This is a genomic window from Neorhizobium fuzhouense, assembly GCF_042611105.1.
Taxonomy (GTDB): Bacteria; Pseudomonadota; Alphaproteobacteria; order Rhizobiales; family Rhizobiaceae; genus Neorhizobium; species Neorhizobium galegae_A.
In genome coordinates this window covers 188,897-205,734 of the sequence record NZ_JBHFFP010000006.1, presented here as the reverse complement: position 1 = coordinate 205,734, position 16,838 = coordinate 188,897, and the positions used below count along the sequence as shown (strand labels likewise).

The following is a 16,838-nucleotide window of genomic DNA, read 5'->3' as shown; positions in this document are numbered from 1 at the left end:
GTCGGTGCCTTCGCCGAACTTGACGATCGGGCCAGACGAGCGGTCGCACTGGATGTCCACCTCGAAGCTCGGCTCGGTGAAGGGGAAGAAGGACGGGCGGAAGCGCATGGTGACATTGTCCACCTCGAAGAAGGCCTTGCAGAATTCTTCGAGAACCCAGCGGATATTGCCGACATGGCTCTTTTTGTCGATGACGAGGCCCTCGACCTGGTGGAACATCGGCGAATGGGTGGCGTCGCTGTCCTGGCGATAGGTCTTGCCGGGAACGACGATGCGGATCGGCGGCTTCTGGTTTTCCATCGTGCGCACCTGCACCGGCGAGGTATGCGTGCGCAGAACCTTGCGCTCGCCCTTTTCGTCCGGGGGCAGGAAGAAGGTGTCGTGCATCTCGCGGGCCGGGTGGCCTTCGGGGAAATTAAGCGCGGTGAAATTGTAGTAGTCGGTCTCGATATCGGGACCTTCCGCGATGGAAAAGCCCATGTCGGCAAAGATCGCGGTGATCTCGTCGACGATCTGGCTGATCGGATGGATACGCCCGCGCTCGGCCGGCGAGGAGCGCACCGGCAGCGTCACGTCGAGCGTTTCAGCGGCAAGACGGGCGTTGATCGCGGCATCGCGCAGCACGGCCTTGCGGGCGGCAAGCGCCTCCGTCACCTCGGTCTTCAGCGCATTGATCGCCGCGCCACGGGTCTGGCGCTCGTCCGGCGTCATGGTGCCCAGCGTCTTGAGGAGCTCGGATACGGATCCCTTCTTGCCAAGGGCTGCCACACGCACTGCCTCGATGGCCGGCTCGTCTGCGGCAGCGGCGATTTCGGCAAGAAGCGAGGTCTTCAGGTTTTCCAGATCGGACATGATGGTTTCCGTGTGAAGATCGGGTGGGTTTGGCCAAAGCCAGCCGGACGCGCGACGGCGAATAAAACGTGAAAAACCCGCGCCAGCCCAGACCAGCGCGGGTTTCCCAAATCAGTGAAGCAATAAGCTTGGGAAGCGCTGGTTACTTGACCGCGCTTTCAAACTCGTTGGTGGTGCCGGCTTCCTTGAGGTACTCGAGAGCCTTCTTGGACGCATCGACGAGGGCGCCGAAAGCGGCCGGCTCATGGATGGCGAGGTCGGAGAGAACCTTGCGGTCCACTTCGATGCCAGCCTTGTTCAGGCCGTCGATGAAGCGGCCGTAGGTCAGGCCGAATTCGCGAACGGCAGCGTTGATACGCTGGATCCACAGAGCGCGGAAATTGCGCTTCTTGACCTTGCGGTCGCGGGTGGCGAACTGGCGCGAACGATCCACGGCCGCCTTTGCGGCGCGGATGGTGTTCTTGCGGCGGCCGTAGAAGCCCTTGGCTGCCTTGAGGGTCTTGGTGTGCTTGGCGCGAGAGGTTACGCCACGTTTTACGCGTGCCATGTCATGATCTCCTTAACTGATCCAAAAAGCGAAAGGGTCTCAGAGACCGTTCGGCAGGTAGTTCTTGATGACCTTCTTGCCATCCGGTTCGGCCAGAACCATCGTGCCGCGTGCGTCACGAATGAACTTGTTGGACCGCTTGATCATGCCGTGGCGCTTGCCGGCGGCAGCCGCAACGACCTTGCCGGTCGCCGTGATCTTGAACCGCTTCTTGGCCGCGGATTTCGTCTTCATCTTGGGCATTTTGCTACTCCATATCTTGTATCGAACCCCGCTGACGAAAGGCGGGCTTCAAGCTCTTCTGGAACGGCCACGGCATGCCCTGCCGGGCCGTTCGGACGCGCGCTTATACCGGCAGGCGGTCAAAAGCGCAATGGGGAAAGATAAGGCAAAAAAGGTTCAGCGAACGAAGGGCAGGAACCCCTCGTGCGAACCGTGATCCGCGAAAGCCCTGCCAGTCGGGCCAGGGCAAGTGCCGGCCTCAGCGAGGGGCCAGCACCATCATCATCTGGCGGCCTTCGAGCTTCGGCTCGGCTTCCACCTTGGCAATCGTTGCCGTGTCGTCCTTGACCTGAAGCAGAAGCTTCATGCCCAGTTCCTGGTGCGCCATTTCGCGGCCGCGGAAACGCAGCGTGACGCGAACCTTGTCGCCGTCTTCGAAGAAACGCAGGATCGACTTCATCTTCACCTCATAGTCATGGGTGTCGATGTTCGGGCGCATCTTGATTTCTTTGATTTCGACGATCTTCTGCTTCTTGCGCGCTTCGGCCGCCTTCTTCTGGTTGGCGTATTTCAGCTTGCCAAGGTCGAGGATCTTGCACACCGGTGGATCATTGTTGGGCGAAATCTCGACCAGGTCGAGACCGGCCTCTTCCGCCATCCTGAGAGCCTGATCGGTCGGCACGGGGCCGAGGTTTTCGCCCTCTGCGTTGATCAGCTGAACGCGAGGTACGCGGATTTCCCGGTTGGAGCGCGGCCCGTCCTTGACTGGAGCGTCGGCTTTGAAAGGTCTGCGAATGGTCGTATTCTCCTCGAATTATTTCGAAATGCAGCGGCGCACATCGGCGCCTGGCGCGATTGCGGGTCAATGTCGTCAACGCTGCGGCGAAGTCAATAGCATAATCCGCGCAGGAAATCACCTGCTGTCGCCTTTTCGCGAATCTGTTTTATAGAAGGCGGAAAAGCCTTCAAGGAGAATGCCATGACAGACGACACGCCACCGGCCGGACTTTCCCGTATCGAGGTCGGCGTAGACGGCGACAGCCGCTCGATTGCCATGCTCATCCGCCCCGCGGCAGACGGCGTGGATGGACCCGTGCTCGTCTGGCTTGGCGGCTACCGCTCCGACATGACCGGCACCAAGGCGGTCGAGATGGATGCGCTCGCTGGCGAACTCGGCCTTGCAGCACTGCGGCTTGACTATTCCGGCCATGGCCAGTCGGGTGGCGAATTCCGCAAGGGCACGATCAGCCGCTGGCTGGAGGAAAGCCTTGCGGCCATCGCGACCCTTGCGGCGCGCGAGATCATCCTTGTCGGCTCCTCCATGGGGGGCTGGATTGCGCTGAGGGCCGTGGCGGAGCTGAAGCGGAGCCCCGCGGCGCCAAAGGTCCGCGGCATGGTTCTCATCGCACCGGCTCCCGATTTCACCAGCGCCCTGATCGAGCCGGCGCTTGGGGAGGCCGAACGCCGGTCTCTGGAAGAGCGCGGCTATTTCGAGGAACATTCGGAGTATAGTCCGGAACCGAACATCTTTACCCGCGACCTCATCGAGGACGGGCGACAGAACCGGGTGCTGACCGGCATCATCGAAACCGGCTGCCCTGTTCACATCCTGCAGGGCATGCAGGATGCCGATGTGCCCTATCGTCATGCGCTGATGCTGGTTGAACACCTGCCTGCCGACGACGTGGTGCTGACGCTGGTGCGCGACGGCGACCACCGCCTGTCACGCCCGCAGGATATCGAGCGGATGCGCGCCGCCATCAAGGCGCTGGTCTGAGACCTTCAAGCTTAACATGCAGAGGAGGGCGGTGCGGTTCGCCGCGCTGTCGCTCGTCCATAAGCTGCGACTGAAAAGCCGCAATCTTAACCATAATCGCAGAGCCCCGCTGTTAAGACTCTGTTCATAATTGACACCCCCGCCTTCCCGGCCTTAACCTTTTGTTAGGATTTAGAGGGACGGGTCCATGATGAATGCCCTGAAAGCGCGCCACATTGCGCTGCTGCTCATTGCCATGTTTGCGCCGGCGACCGCAGCCGTTCCGGCACCGCAGCCCACCTTACATATGGTGACGGGCAACATCACCTCGCAGCCGATCGGCCATTACGAATTCTGCCAGTTGCACAAGGACGAGTGCAACATCCGCTTCGCCTCCTCGCCACCGCCGAAAGTCACCGACTATGGCTGGCAGATGATCCACGAGGTCAACAGCTCGGTAAACTCCCGCATTACCGCCCGCACCGACATGGAAGTCTATGGCCGGGAAGAAGTCTGGGCCTATCCGGTCGATGCCGGCGACTGCGAGGATTATGTCCTGCAGAAGCGCAAGGAACTGTCCGAGCGCGGCTTTTCGCTCGCCGACCTGCTGATCACCGTCGTGCGCAAGCCCGATGGCGAAGGTCATGCGGTGCTGACGGTGCGCACCTCCGAAGGCGACTTCATCCTCGACAACCTGACGGACGACGTGAAGCTCTGGACCCAGACGCCCTATACCTACCTGAAGCGTCAGGCCTCGTTCAACACGGGCCGCTGGGTCACCATCGAGGACGGCCGCGAAATCGTGGTCGGCGCCGTCCGCTGAATTTTCAACCCGATACTTGATACGACATGGCCGGCGTGATGCCGGCCATTTTCGTTGGACTGCAAGGGGTTGTCGGAGTCAGAGGCCGCGGCAAAAGCCTCCCCACGAGGGAAGGCCATCACATATCGCACCGCTTCTACGGCCTACTGCCTACTGGCCACGTCCTCCCGCCTCATTCTACCGGTTGGCCATTTTCGCCATCGATTCCGGGTAGCGCGCGCCCTTCACCTTGTCGGGCGACAGGAGATCGCCGAGCTGCTTCACCTCATCCGGCGAGAGCTTGATATCGGCGGCGGTGACGTTCTTTTCGAGATTGGCGATCTTGGTGGTGCCGGGGATGGGCACGATGAAATCGCCCTGCGCCAGAACCCAGGCGAGCGCCAGTTGGCCCGCCGTGGTGTTCTTGTCCGCGGCCATCTGTTCCAGCGCCGCGATGAGCGCCAGGTTGGCATCGAAATTTTCCGCCTGGAAACGCGGCAGGCCGCGGCGGAAATCCGTGTCGGAGAGGCCGTCGAGGTTTTTCAGCGCCCCGGTGAGGGCACCGCGGCCGAGCGGCGAGAAGGGCACGAAGCCAATGCCAAGCTCGCGGCAGGTGGCCAGCACGCCGTTTTCCTCCGGATCGCGCGTCCAGAGTGAATATTCGCTCTGGATGGCGGCAATCGGATGGGTGGCATGGGCGCGGCGAAGGGTTTCGGCGCTGGCTTCAGACAGGCCAAGTGCCCGCACCTTGCCGGCCTTCACGAGATCGGCCATGGCGCCGACGGTTTCTTCAATCGCCACATCGGGATCAACGCGGTGCTGGTAAAAGAGATCGATCACCTCGACGCCGAGGCGTTTCAGGGAGGCTTCGGCAACGGCGCGGACATTTTCCGGCCGGCTATCGGTGCCGGAGGGGCGGGCGGCCTTGGCGTCGTCACCGATGGTGAAGCCGAACTTGGTGGCGATCTGCACCTGGTCGCGGTAGGGTTTCAGCCCTTTGCCAACAAGGATTTCGTTTGTGTAGGGGCCGTAGACTTCGGCTGTATCAAACAGCGTGACGCCCAGTTCGACGGCGCGGGCAAGTGTGGCGAGCGCGCCGGTTTCGTCCGCCACCGGGCTATAGGCATGGGTCATGCCCATGCAGCCAAGGCCAAGGGCGGAAACATTGAGCGTTCCAAGTGTGCGGGTGTGCATGGGATCTCCTTGAGGGGTCATTGAGACAGGCGCGGCGAAGGTGCCGTCGTAGAGATCAATCTAGGGCTTTCGGGCATCGGTGAAAACCGCTGCAATCGGGCGCGGGCTGTTCTATAGAATAGAACAATGAACCGTATCCAACTGTCTCAAATGGCCGTTTTCGCAGCCGCTGCCGAAGCCCAGAGTTTTCGCAAGGCGGCGGCCGATCTTGGCATTGCGCCGTCCGCCGTCAGTCATGCGGTCTCGGCGCTGGAAGAAAGCCTTGGCGTGCGCCTGTTGCAGCGCACGACACGGTCTGTGGCGCCAACCCAGGAAGGGCGGCTTCTGATCGCAGCCCTTGCGCCGGCGCTGTCGGATATCGATGCGGCGATGCGGGCTCTGTCTGAGCGCAGCGAACGACCGGCCGGGCCGCTGAAGATCACCATGCCGATGCTGGCGGCTGACGAGATCGTGGCGCCCCGGATCGGCGCGTTTCTGGCGCTTTATCCCGATATCGAGCTTGAAATCCGCACCGACGACCGTTTCGAGGACATCGTCCAGCAGGAATGCGATGCAGGCCTGCGGCTCGGGGAGCATCTGCAGGCAGACATGATTGCCGTGCGCGCAAGCGGCCCCTGGCAGGGCGTCATCGTCGGATCGCCGGGTTATTTCGAACAGCATCCGGTGCCGCAGCATCCGCGCGATCTCGTTGACCACCGCTGCATCCGGCGCCGGTTTGCCAGCGGCCGCGTCTATCGCTGGGAGCTGGAAAAGGATGGCAAGCCGGTGGTGGTGAACGTGGATGGTCCGCTGATCCTGCCGGACCAGCGGTTGATGCGCCGCGCCGCCTGCGACGGCGTCGGGCTTGCCTTCCTGTTTGATCCGGCCGTCGAGACCGATATTGCCGCGGGACGGCTGGTGCGGGTGCTTGAAGCGTGGTGCCCGCCCTTCGACGGGTTCTACATCTACTATCCCTCGCGCCGGCAGATGCGCCCGTCGCTGCGCGCCTTCATCGATTTCTTCCGCTTTCGAGGGTGATGGTCAGGCTCAGAGCTTGATCCGGTAGCGCACATGTCCATCGGAGGCGACAAAGCTGTCGTAGAGTTTGCGCGCCGTCACATTGCCCTCGTCGGTGTGCCAGTAGAGGCGCGCCCAGCCGTCTTTGCGGCAGATTGCCACCAGATCCTCCATCAGCGCGCGGCCGATGCCACGGCCGCGAAAAGTCTCGTCGAGGAACAGGTCTTCGAGATAGCAATCCGGGGCCTTCACCCAGGTGGAATCGTGAAAGTGGTGGATGGCAAAACCGGCAAGCTGCCCCTCCACCTCCGCCACGCGCATGGCAACACGCGAGGCGGGATCGAGAATGCGAGCCCAGGTGTAATCGGTCACGTCATCGGCCAGCGTCACCTTGTAGAAGGCAAGATAATCCGCCCAGAGTTTTCTCCAGGCGGCTTCGTCTTGCGCGGTTGCGTCGCGCACCACAACCGGTGTGCTCATGCGCCGGCCTCGGTGAGGCGGGCCATCTGCGCGTCGGACAGGGTAAGCGTGCCGGCGGCGGTCATCGCCGTCAGCTGCTCGAGGCTGGTGGCCGAGGCGATCGGGGCGGTAATGCCGGGGCGGGCGGCGACCCAGGCGATGGCAACGGTTGCCATGCTGGTGCCGGTTTCGCGGGCCACCTCGTCGAGTGCTGCAAGCACGCTTTCCCCGCGCGGATTAAGATAATCGCCGACGCGCCCGCCGCGCGCCTTGCCGGCGGCATCTTCCACCTTGCGGTACTTGCCGGTGAGGAAGCCGGCGGCGAGCGCATAATAGCTGATGACGCCGATGTTTTCCGCGATGCAGAGATCGGCAATCGGGCCTTCGAACTTCTGGCGCGTGTAGAGATTATATTCCGGCTGCAGCACGTCGAAGCGCGGCAGCCCGGCTTTCTCGGCGGCATCGAGAGAGGCCTTCAACTGCATTTCGTCATAGTTGGAGCAGCCGATGGCGCGGATCTTTCCGGCGTCCTTCAGCTTGGAAAAGGCTTCCAGTGTTTCCTCGACAGGCGTTTCCGTGTCCGGCTTGTGGGCGAGGTAAAGGTCGATATAGTCGGTGTCGAGACGCTTCAGCGAGGCCTCGACCGCCTCTGCGATCCAGCCTTTGGACAGGCCGGTCTTGTTGCCCTTGTTGTCGAAGCCGACCTTGGTGACGATAACCGCCCTGTCACGCGAGACGCTGCCGCGCTTCAGCCATTTGCCGATGATCGTCTCGCTTTCGCCGCCGACATGGCTGTCGACCCAGGCTGAATAGACGTCTGCCGTATCGATCGTGTTGTAGCCGGCGTCGAAGAAGGCATCGAGCAGGTCGAACGAGGTCTTTTCGTCCGCCGTCCAGCCGAAGACATTGCCGCCGAAGACGACGGGGGCGATGGAAAGGCCGGTTCGGCCGAGCGGGCGCAACTGCATGGGAGACCTCGTGGGTTAAGGGGATGTGTAACCTCGATATGTGGTTAACCTAGGGTCCCGGGAAGGCTTGCGCCATTCAAATTCCGTGATGGGTCGATCAGCAGGCTGCGCGGTGGAGGCTCGGCGGATCGGCATGGTGCTGGCGCCAGACACGGCGCAGGTGCCGTGCGGAGGAAAAGCCGCAGCGGGCTGCGACATTTTCAAGATCGAGCCGTGTCTGCGACAGGAGATCGCGCGCCAGCGCCACCCGCATCTGGTTGACGTAATCGATCAGCGACAGGCCGGCATGCTCGCGAAACAGCCGCGACAGGTGTCGCTCGCTCACATGTGCAAGAGCCGTCAGACGGGCCACCGGCCAGTCGGCGGCGGGATCGGCCATGATGGCATCCTGCACCTGATGAATGGCCGGGTGGACATGGTTGCGGCCCGAAAGCCAGGGCGAAATCTGCGGATCGCTCCCGTTCCGGCGCAGGTAGATCACCATCTTGCGCGCGGCCGCAAGCGCCACCGGTGCAGAGGTCATCTTCCCCACGATATGCAGCATCAGGTCGATGCCGGTTGCTATGCCGGCGCTGGAAAAGCAGTGATCGTCCTCGACATAGAGGCGGTTTTCCAGCACCTGCGCGGTCGGTGCCTTCTGGCGCAGTTCAGCAATGCAATCGGCATGGGTGGTGCAGCGGCGTCCCTCCAGAAGCCCAGCCTCGGCCACCAGCAGGGCGCCGGAACAGATACTGGCAATGCGGGTGTCGGGGCGCACCGTATCCCGCATCCAGCGCGCAAGCACCGCGCGCTCGGTCGCCAGCGCCTGCTTCTTCTCCCCTTCGATCGCGCCCGAGACCACCAGAAGCGTGTGGGGCGCAAGCGTCTGCGGCAGCGGCTCCAGGCCGTCGAGGGTGAGCCCGATCGAGGTTGTCTGGCGCGGGCTCGCCGAGACGTAGCGGCAGTCGAAGCGGATGCCGTTCTGGTGCTGGTTGGCATAGCGCAGGACCTCCATCGGCCCTGCGATATCCAGAAGCAGCGCCTGCGGCGGCACCACGATCACCACCGGAACATTTTGGGGCGAGGCGGTGCCGGGAAGGCTCATGCGCGGGCCCCGGCGCCCGAGAGGGCTTCTTCGACGGTTGCGATGCGGGCAAAGCGGTCCTTCAGCACCATGGCCGTGTGGCGGCGGATGTCTTCGGGCGAATGGGTTACGCCATCGGCATCGGTCATCGGGAAGGTCAGCGTCGCCTCCGCCACATAGGTGACGGTAAAACCGAGATCGGAAGCATGGCGCGTGGTGGTTTCGCAGCATTGTTCGGTGCGGATGCCGGAGACAATGAGATTGCGGATGCCGTTTTCGGTCAGCCAGACATCCAGACCGGTGCCGACCATGGCGGAATGGCGATGCTTTTCAAAGATCCGGGTCGGCGCGATGGTGATGCCGTCCAGGGTGCGCACATGCCCGCTCTCCTTCGAAAAGTCGCCGCTGTCTGCAAGGTGAAAGATCTGCAGCACGGGGATGCCGCGGGCCGTGGCCCCGTCGATCAGCGCCTGCTGGCGCTCCAGATAACGCGGCACATCGGCCGCATCCCAGTAAGGGCGATGCGGGAAGGATTGCTGCACGTCGATGACGAGAAGGGCGGTATCGGACATTTCTTGTTCTCCGGTTTGTGAAGATAGCACGAAGATAGCTGTTTGCCCAAAAGGCAAAAGCACGCCTTCGGACGAAGAGCGGACATTTTCGGCCATTCATGGTGACGCCCGGTGCTGGTGCCGAGGCGATGGCGCGAGCCGGAAAAGCGCCTGGCATTGAGGGGTCGAAAACGCTCCGCCTGCAAAAACTCCGATAAATTTGCTGCGCAGACGAAAGGGACATGCGCTAGGGTGCCGCCGCACAATGATCAGGAGGAACTCATGTTGCGTTTTGGTATTCTTTCCACCGCCAAGATCGGTCGCGATGCCGTGGTGCCGGCCATTCAGGATGCGGAAAACTGCGTGGTGAGCGCCATTGCCAGCCGCGATTTTTCCCGCGCACGCGAAATGGCGGATCGGTTTTCGGTGCCGCACGCCTTTGGCTCCTACGAGGAGATGCTGGCGTCCGACGTGATCGATGCAGTCTATATTCCGCTGCCGACCAGCCAGCATGTGGAATGGTCGCTGAAGGCGGCCGCTGCCGGCAAGCATGTGCTGTGCGAAAAGCCGATTTCGCTGAAGGCCGACGAGATCGACCAGCTGATCGCGGCGCGTGACCGCCATGGCGTGCTGATTGCCGAAGCCTTCATGGTGACCTATGCACCGGTGTGGCTGAAGGTGCGCGAGCTTTTGGCCTCCGGCGCCATCGGCCGGCTGCGCCACGTGCAGGGCGCGTTCACCTATTTCAACCGCGATCCGTCCAATATGCGCAACATTCCGGAGCTTGGTGGCGGCGGCCTGCCGGATATCGGCGTCTACCCGACGATTACGACGCGCTTCTCCACGGGCCGCGAGCCGATCCGGGTGCAGGCGACGACGGAGCGCGACAAGGAATTCGGCACCGACATCTATTCCACCGTGAAGGCCGATTTCGGCGATTTCGACCTGACCTTCTACATCTCCACCCAGCTTGCCGCGCGCCAGCTGATGGTGTTCCACGGCACCGAAGGCTTCATCGAGGTGAAATCGCCGTTCAATGCCGACCGCTGGGGAGCCGAGGAGGTGGAACTGACCGACCAGAAGCATGGCCGTTCGGAAATCTTCCGCTTTCCCGACAGCCGCCAGTATCGGCGCCAGGCGGAAGCCTTTGCGAAAAAGGCGTTGGGCGGGGATGCCGAGGTCGTGTCGCTTGAAAGCTCTGCCGCGAACCAGCGCTTCATCGATGCCATTTACCGGGCAAGCGAGAAGGATGGGTGGGAAGCCGTCTGATCACCGTCGTTCATTCGTCTTTCGCCGGGCCGTTGCGGTGGCGAAAGACGAAGCGGGAATAGCCGAAGAAGGAATAGAGCGTGGCGGCGGCGGACGACAGCACCACCGCCGCCACGGGCTGGATCATCGGCAGGCGGTGGATAAGCGCCGAATAGATCCCGTAATTCAGAACGGCAGACGTTGCGCCGACGGCCCAGTAGCGAAAACCTTCTCCCGCCAGCGAATGCGGCGAGCGGCCAAAGGTGAAGGTGCGGTTGAACACCCAGGTGAAGGAGAGGGCGGCGGCAATCGCCGGCATGCGCGCCGCAAAAGGGCTGAAGCCTGCAGCGGAAATCAGCAGATGGGTAAGGCCCGCATCGATGATGAAGCCAAAACCGCCGGCCACCAGGAACCCGACAGGCCTTTTCACGCACGCCGCTTTCGTTTGAGCGCGATGGCGGGCGGCGAACCTTTTTCGACCTTTGGGCGGTCGGCAGCCGCAGGCCGGCTCACGTCAAAGGAGATGTGGGGCGCGCTCAGATAATGCAGGCGCAGCAGTTCGGCGCGCCCGCGCGCCACGCTATCCAGCACCACGCCGGCCGTCAGAGACATGGCCGAGAGACCGGCAAGCGCAAGCGACAGGACCCAGGTGGGAAGGCGCGGCACGAGGCCCGTCTGAAGATACTCGGTGAGAACCGGCAAGGCGAGCCCAAGGCCCGCCGCCATCAGGACCAGCGCTAGGCCGCCGAACAGCGCGAAGGGCCGGGTCTCCTTGAGCAGCATGGCAAACATCAGAAGAATGCGCGCGCCATCGCCAAGCGTCGACAGTTTCGAGGCAGATCCCTCCAGCCGCCGTCCGTAATCGAGCGGCAGTTCGCAGACCGGCATCTTCAGGCGAAAGGCATGCACCGACATTTCCGTTTCCACCTCGAACCCGTCGGAGACGGCGGGAAAGCTTTTGACGAAGCGGCGGGAAAAGGCGCGGTAGCCGGAAAAGATATCGGTGAAACCGTCTGCGAACAGGCGCCGGTAAAGATGGTTGAACAGGCGGTTGCCAAGGGCGTGGCCGTGGCGTCCGGCCGTGTCGGACAGGTCCCGGCGGGTGCCGACGACCATGTCGGCGCGTTCGGTAATCAGGGTGCGGATCAGGTCTTCCGCATCGTCTGGCCCATAGGTGCCGTCGCCATCGGCCATCAGGTAGATATCGGCATCAATATCGGCAAACATGCGGCGCACCACATGGCCCTTGCCCTGGCGGCGCTCGCGCAGCACCTCGGCGCCGGCAAGCATGGCCAGAAGCGCCGTGCCATCGGTGGAATTGTTGTCATAGACATAGATGCGCGCCTCCGGCAGGGCCGAACGGAAGCCGCGCACCACCGCTGCAATCGACGGCGCCTCGTTATAGCAGGGAAGAAGCACGGCAATCCTGCGATGGCCGGCGGCAAAACTGTCCATGGATGTCACTCGGCTACACATCAATCCTTGAGCGCGGTGCCGGCACGCCTGACTTTACTATTTCTTGAGAAGGTTAAGGCTAGGTTTCGCCGCAAGGGCAATCCGGCGAAAGCCCCTCAGGACGGCGTTACGCCTCTGCTCAAAAAGGCCTCGCGCGGCCGCCAGCGGGATGAGACAGATGACGAAGACCACGCGCGGCGGCATGACAGAGGCCCGCAAACATGCCGGGACCGGTGCCGGACAGTCCGGCTCCTGGCAGCGGTTCTTTCCCTCGCTGATGGCCTATGCCGTGGTGGTGGTTGCCGCCATCGCGGTTATGGGCAGCGGCGCCGATTATGTCGGGCCGGACAATGACGATGTGATGCGCCTTGTCGAGGTGCGCGATTTTCTGGCCGGCCAAGGCTGGTTCGATCTCAAGCAATACCGGCTGGGGCTTGACGGCGGCACGCTGATGCACTGGTCGCGGCTGGTGGATCTGCCGATTGCGGGCCTTGTCCGGCTGTTCCAGCTCGCGGGTGAGACGCAGGAGCGCGCAGAGGCGCTGGCGCTTGCCGTTTGGCCGCTTTTAATGGCTGTGCTGTTCATGGTGGCGGCGGGGCTTGGTGGGCGCAGGCTCGGCGGGGCCGCCACCATGCATATCGCCTTCGGGCTTGCGGCGCTCTCGGTCTTTACCTCGCTGAAATTCCATCCCGGCGCGATCGACCACCACAATATCCAGATGGTGGTGATGATGTTTCTGGCGGCCTCGCTGGTGGAGCGGCGCGAAGGGCCAAGCCATGCGATTGCCGGCTGTCTTGCGGCGCTCGCCATGGCCATCGGCGCCGAGACGCTGCCGCTGGTGGCAGTCGCCTGTGCCTGCGTTGCCGTACAATGGGCGGTTCACGGGACGGCGTTTTCCCGAAAGGCCGGGCAGTTCGGCCTGTCGCTGGCGATCTCGATCAGCCTCTTCTTTTTCGCGACCGTGCCGCCTTCGGCCTATCGGGTGGTCACCTGCGATAACCTGTCTCTCGGCTTCTACGCGCTGGCAGCCGTCGGCGGCGGCGGGCTGTTTCTTCTGGCCCGTTTCGGGGGACACGCCGGGGTGCCCGGCCGCCTGCTGCTGCTTGGCCTGCTTGCCCTGGTGGTTCTCGGAACGGCCATGGTGATTGCGCCCGAATGCCTGGCAAACCCGCTTGCCGGCCTTGATCCGATGCTGCAGGAGCTTTGGCTGAGCAAGGTCAGCGAGGCGCAGCCGGTTCTGTCGCAGATCCGCCTCGCACCTGAGGCGGCGGGCGGCTTTTATGCCGTCGGCCTGTTTGCCATTGCCGTGTGCATTTTTCGCGCGCTGGATTTTCGCGGCGAGGATGCCGCCCGCGTAGAGCAGCACATGCTTCTCGGCGCACTCCTTGTGGCAGCTCTTGCCGTGGCGCTGATCCAGGTGCGCGGCGCCTATTTCTCCAATGCGCTGGCCATCCTGCCGCTGTCCCTCCTCATCAACGATCTGCGCCGGACGTCCCATGCCGAGCCGGAAAACATGAATGCCGGCTTTGCCTATATCGTTACCGTGCTCGCCTCGGTGCCGGTGGTGTGGTTCTTTGCCGGCATTGTCGGAGCGCGCGGCCTTGAGGCTTCGCTCAGCATGAATGCGCTGACGCAGGCAGCCACACCGATGCAGGCGGAAAACGGCTGCCGGAGCGAGGCGGACATGGCGCTGTTGAAGCGTCTGCCGGCCCGCACGGTGGCGGCCCCCTCCGACAGCGGTGCGGCCATCCTGCGCTTCACCCATCACCGGGTGCTGTCGGCGCCTTACCATCGCAACCAGGCGGGCATGCTGACGGAACTGCATATCGGGCTTGCGACGCCTGCGGAGGCCAAGGCCTTCCTCGATGGGGCGAATGTGGCAATCATCGCATTCTGTCCGGCGGATCCGCAGACGCGCGATCTGATCCGGCTGAAGCCGGACGGGCTCTATGCGCATCTGGCGCGCGGGGATCTGCCGGAATACCTGCGGCCGGTGGCGGCCGCGATGACAGGTTTTCAGCTTTACGTGGTGCGTCCACGCTGACGCATGCATTGCCGACCGCTTACCGACGGGCCTGCGGCGATCGGCCGGTCTGGCTCAGGCGGTCTGGCTGCGGCCTTCGGTGACGAAGATGGCGCCCATCAGGCCGATGATGCCGAGATTGTAACCGGCAATGGCGATGGCCAGATTCCAGAACGAAACCGGTGCGGGCGACACGAAAGCGGCCACGGCGAAGATGACCAGGATCATCGCTGCGACGAAGGCGATGGAAAACATCGAGCGCAGGGCGCCCGTTGTAAAGCCGATGCAGGTAGCCGTCAGTAAGAGCACGCTCGGTCTCCTTTTGTCTCTCTGGGCGTTGCGTCCACGATTAGACGGAAAAACGCTAACAGAGTCCGGCTCCAGGCCGCCTTGGCCCTAAATGATCGTTCCTAGCTTTAACGGGCCTTAAAGCGGATAACTCGAATTGTAGTCATTGGTTTCTTGTAGCATCGGGAAAGAAGAGCCGTTTCTCGCGCCAAGACAGGTGAAATGGCACCCGATCTGCGCTAAAACCCCGGCATGAACAGGCTGTCCTCCTCCGACCCCCAGACCAATCTTGCAGAGCAAACTGTCTCGGAGCTTTCGGGCTCGATCAAACGGACGGTGGAAACCGCATTCGATCACGTGCGGGTGCGCGGCGAGATTTCCGGTTATCGCGGGCCGCATTCCTCCGGCCACGCCTATTTCTCGCTGAAGGACGACAAGGCGCGCATCGACGCTGTCATCTGGAAGGGTTCATTTTCGAAACTGCGCTTCCGCCCGGAAGAGGGCATGGAAGTGATTGCCACCGGCAAGGTGACGACCTTCCCGGGCTCTTCCAAATACCAGATCGTCATCGAGAACCTCGAACCCGCCGGTGCCGGCGCGCTGATGGCGCTGATCGAGGAGCGTAAGCGAAAGCTTTCTGCCGAGGGCCTGTTCGACCCAGCGGCAAAGCAGCTGCTGCCGTTTCTGCCGCAGGTGATCGGCGTCGTCACATCGCCGACCGGCGCGGTAATCCGCGATATTCTGCACCGCATTGCCGACCGCTTTCCGGTGCATGTCATCGTCTGGCCGGTGAAGGTGCAGGGCGAGGGGTCGGGCGACGAGGTGGCGAACGCCATCCGCGGCTTCAATGCACTTTTGCCCGGCGGGCCGATCCGGCGCCCGGACGTGCTGATCGTGGCCCGCGGTGGCGGCAGTCTCGAGGATCTCTGGAGTTTCAACGACGAGGCGGTGGTGCGGGCGGCAGCGGCGAGCGACATCCCGCTGATCTCGGCCGTCGGCCACGAGACCGACTGGACGCTCATCGATTATGCCGCCGATGTGCGGGCGCCGACGCCGACAGGGGCTGCCGAAATGGCGGTGCCTGTAAAGGCCGAGCTGCAGGCGCAGCTTGCCAATCTTGGCGCGCGCCTGCAGGGATCGACATCGCGCCAGATGGACAACCGCCGCCAGGGGCTTCGCGCGCTGGTGCGGGCACTGCCGTCGCTCGACCAGCTGCTGGCGCTGCCGCGCCGGCGTTTCGACGAGGCGGCAACGGGCTTGGGGCGGGGCCTGGAGAAAACCGCGATTGCCAAGCGCCGCAGTCTGGAGCGGGCAAGTGCGGGCTTGAGGCTCGATCTTCTCACCGTGCGGCTTGCAGAACGCAGACGCCATCTGGTGGAGCAGGCATTGCGCGCAGACCGCTGCGTGGAACGGCAGGTCTTACGCGAGCGCGGCCGCATCGAACGGGCGCAGGTGGCTCTCTCCGGGCTTCCGGGCCGGCTGCTCACCCATATCGGCCGCGAACGCCTGCAACTGGCCTCCCTGATGCGCCATGCCGACAGCGCGCTTCAAAATGCCATGGGGCGGCGCAAGGCGGCCGTCATGGCGCAGGACCGCGTGCTGCAATCGCTTTCCTACAAGAACGTGCTGAAGCGCGGCTATGCGGTGATCCAGACGGCCGAGGGCAAACTGTTGACGCGCGCAGCCGAGGTAGCAAGCGGACAGGCGCTCGCCATACAGTTTGCCGATGGTGCGGTGTCGGCAACCGCCGGCGACACAGCGGCGCCCGCCGTCTCCCCCGCATCCCCGCCACCGGCCGCTTCGCCCGCACCGAAGAAAAAGGCGCCAAAATCCGCGCCGGATGGAACGGAGCAGGGCAGCCTGTTTTAAGGCAAGCTTACCCCTCGAAAGCCGCGAGATATTTTTTGAGCTGCGCATCCAGCTCCTGAAAATCGGGCTCATCCAGCGCCGCTGTCAGCCGGTGTTGGTTTTCGACATGGGCCGTGACGGCCTCATCGATGAGGGACAGGCCTTTGGCCGTGAGGCCGATCAGCACGCTGCGGCCGTCGCCGGGATTGGCGATGCGCTCCACGAAGCTCTGCTTTTCCAGCTGATCGATGCGGTTGGTCATGGTGCCTGACGTGACCATGGTGGCGGCAAGCAGATCGCCCGGTGACAGGCGGTAGGGCCGCCCGGAGCGCCTGAGCGTTGCCATCACGTCAAAACTGGCGCGCGACAGGCCGTGGGCAGCTAGCACGGCTTCCGTCTCGCGGATGAGATGGGCGTGGAGACGACCAAGCCGGCCAAGCAGGCCCATCGGTGCGGTGTCGAGGTCCGGGCGCTCGGCGCGCCACTGCGCCAGAATTTTGTCGACATGGTCCATGCGGCCACTATGGCGAAATATATCTTGACGTCAAGATTTCTCCAACTATCTT

The 16,838-nt window shown here is 63.2% G+C and carries 19 protein-coding genes; 6 read left to right on the top strand and 13 right to left on the bottom strand.

Annotated features, from left to right (window positions below):
• From ACEXP3_RS13160 to infC, 4 genes are all read right to left on the bottom strand, one after another.
• On the bottom strand, positions 1-852 hold an 852-nt coding region (locus tag ACEXP3_RS13160; RefSeq protein ID WP_377297665.1), incomplete at its 3' end, for a phenylalanine--tRNA ligase subunit alpha.
• A 142-nt stretch (positions 853-994) separates the two neighbouring features.
• Positions 995-1,399 carry a 50S ribosomal protein L20 gene (gene rplT, locus ACEXP3_RS13155; protein ID WP_377297664.1) on the bottom strand — a complete coding sequence of 135 codons (405 nt, stop codon included), beginning with the start codon at positions 1,397-1,399 and terminating at the stop codon, positions 995-997.
• Positions 1,400-1,438: 39 nt separating this feature from the next.
• Positions 1,439-1,642 carry a 50S ribosomal protein L35 gene (gene rpmI, locus ACEXP3_RS13150; protein ID WP_037079683.1) on the bottom strand — a complete coding sequence of 68 codons (204 nt, stop codon included), beginning with the start codon at positions 1,640-1,642 and terminating at the stop codon, positions 1,439-1,441.
• 238 nt (positions 1,643-1,880) lie between these two features.
• Positions 1,881-2,417, bottom strand: a complete 537-nt coding sequence (gene infC, locus ACEXP3_RS13145; protein WP_210104159.1) for a translation initiation factor IF-3 — start codon at positions 2,415-2,417, stop codon at positions 1,881-1,883.
• A 183-nt stretch (positions 2,418-2,600) separates the two neighbouring features.
• Here infC and ACEXP3_RS13140 point away from each other — a divergent pair, with 183 nt between their 5' ends.
• Positions 2,601-3,398, top strand: coding sequence for an alpha/beta hydrolase (locus ACEXP3_RS13140; RefSeq protein ID WP_377297663.1), 798 nt, complete (start codon positions 2,601-2,603; stop codon positions 3,396-3,398).
• 235 nt (positions 3,399-3,633) lie between these two features.
• Positions 3,634-4,200: a transglutaminase-like cysteine peptidase gene (locus ACEXP3_RS13135; RefSeq protein ID WP_377297775.1), complete on the top strand. Its 567-nt coding sequence runs from the start codon at positions 3,634-3,636 to the stop codon at positions 4,198-4,200.
• Between the two features lie 177 nt (positions 4,201-4,377).
• On the opposite strand, the gene ACEXP3_RS13130 is transcribed toward ACEXP3_RS13135, so the two are convergent.
• On the bottom strand, positions 4,378-5,373 hold the full coding sequence (locus ACEXP3_RS13130) for an aldo/keto reductase (protein ID WP_377297662.1): 996 nt from the start codon (positions 5,371-5,373) through the stop codon (positions 4,378-4,380).
• A gap of 126 nt (positions 5,374-5,499) precedes the next feature.
• Here ACEXP3_RS13130 and ACEXP3_RS13125 point away from each other — a divergent pair, with 126 nt between their 5' ends.
• Positions 5,500-6,390 carry a LysR family transcriptional regulator gene (locus ACEXP3_RS13125; protein WP_377297661.1) on the top strand — a complete coding sequence of 297 codons (891 nt, stop codon included), beginning with the start codon at positions 5,500-5,502 and terminating at the stop codon, positions 6,388-6,390.
• 9 nt (positions 6,391-6,399) lie between these two features.
• On the opposite strand, the gene ACEXP3_RS13120 is transcribed toward ACEXP3_RS13125, so the two are convergent.
• The 4 genes from ACEXP3_RS13120 to ACEXP3_RS13105 form a co-directional block, all read right to left on the bottom strand.
• Positions 6,400-6,849, bottom strand: coding sequence for a GNAT family N-acetyltransferase (locus ACEXP3_RS13120; protein WP_377297660.1), 450 nt, complete (start codon positions 6,847-6,849; stop codon positions 6,400-6,402).
• Entirely contained in the window at positions 6,846-7,796 is a 951-nt protein-coding gene (locus ACEXP3_RS13115; protein ID WP_377297659.1) for an aldo/keto reductase, read from the bottom strand. The genes ACEXP3_RS13120 and ACEXP3_RS13115 overlap by 4 nt, the downstream gene beginning before the upstream one ends.
• 97 nt (positions 7,797-7,893) lie before the next feature.
• On the bottom strand, positions 7,894-8,880 hold the full coding sequence (locus ACEXP3_RS13110; RefSeq protein WP_377297658.1) for a GlxA family transcriptional regulator: 987 nt from the start codon (positions 8,878-8,880) through the stop codon (positions 7,894-7,896).
• On the bottom strand, positions 8,877-9,431 hold the full coding sequence (locus tag ACEXP3_RS13105) for an isochorismatase family protein (protein WP_377297657.1): 555 nt from the start codon (positions 9,429-9,431) through the stop codon (positions 8,877-8,879). Before ACEXP3_RS13105 ends, ACEXP3_RS13110 begins: the two co-directional genes overlap by 4 nt.
• A 261-nt stretch (positions 9,432-9,692) precedes the next feature.
• Between ACEXP3_RS13105 and ACEXP3_RS13100 the strand changes: the two genes are divergently transcribed.
• The gene (locus tag ACEXP3_RS13100) at positions 9,693-10,679 is read left to right on the top strand and encodes a Gfo/Idh/MocA family protein (RefSeq protein ID WP_377297656.1); all 987 of its coding nucleotides are present in this window, start codon (positions 9,693-9,695) and stop codon (positions 10,677-10,679) included.
• A 10-nt stretch (positions 10,680-10,689) separates the two neighbouring features.
• Here ACEXP3_RS13100 and ACEXP3_RS13095 read toward each other — a convergent pair whose 3' ends face one another.
• Together ACEXP3_RS13095 and ACEXP3_RS13090 are read right to left on the bottom strand one after the other, a co-directional pair.
• A complete protein-coding gene (locus ACEXP3_RS13095; protein ID WP_377297655.1) occupies positions 10,690-11,088 on the bottom strand; it encodes a GtrA family protein in 399 nt (132 codons plus the stop codon).
• Positions 11,085-12,113, bottom strand: a complete 1,029-nt coding sequence (locus ACEXP3_RS13090; protein WP_377297654.1) for a glycosyltransferase — start codon at positions 12,111-12,113, stop codon at positions 11,085-11,087. Before ACEXP3_RS13090 ends, ACEXP3_RS13095 begins: the two co-directional genes overlap by 4 nt.
• Before the next feature lie 178 nt (positions 12,114-12,291).
• Between ACEXP3_RS13090 and ACEXP3_RS13085 the strand changes: the two genes are divergently transcribed.
• Complete coding sequence (locus tag ACEXP3_RS13085; RefSeq protein WP_377297653.1) at positions 12,292-14,157, top strand: hypothetical protein; 1,866 nt, start codon at positions 12,292-12,294, stop codon at positions 14,155-14,157.
• A 54-nt stretch (positions 14,158-14,211) separates the two neighbouring features.
• On the opposite strand, the gene ACEXP3_RS13080 is transcribed toward ACEXP3_RS13085, so the two are convergent.
• Complete coding sequence (locus tag ACEXP3_RS13080; protein WP_210103823.1) at positions 14,212-14,445, bottom strand: hypothetical protein; 234 nt, start codon at positions 14,443-14,445, stop codon at positions 14,212-14,214.
• Between the two features lie 231 nt (positions 14,446-14,676).
• Here ACEXP3_RS13080 and xseA point away from each other — a divergent pair, with 231 nt between their 5' ends.
• Positions 14,677-16,293 (top strand): exodeoxyribonuclease VII large subunit, encoded by a 1,617-nt coding sequence (gene xseA / locus ACEXP3_RS13075; RefSeq protein WP_377297652.1) that lies wholly within the window; start codon positions 14,677-14,679, stop codon positions 16,291-16,293.
• Between the two features lie 7 nt (positions 16,294-16,300).
• Here xseA and ACEXP3_RS13070 read toward each other — a convergent pair whose 3' ends face one another.
• Positions 16,301-16,786: a MarR family winged helix-turn-helix transcriptional regulator gene (locus ACEXP3_RS13070; protein WP_377297651.1), complete on the bottom strand. Its 486-nt coding sequence runs from the start codon at positions 16,784-16,786 to the stop codon at positions 16,301-16,303.
• Between the last annotated feature and the right edge of the window lie 52 nt (positions 16,787-16,838).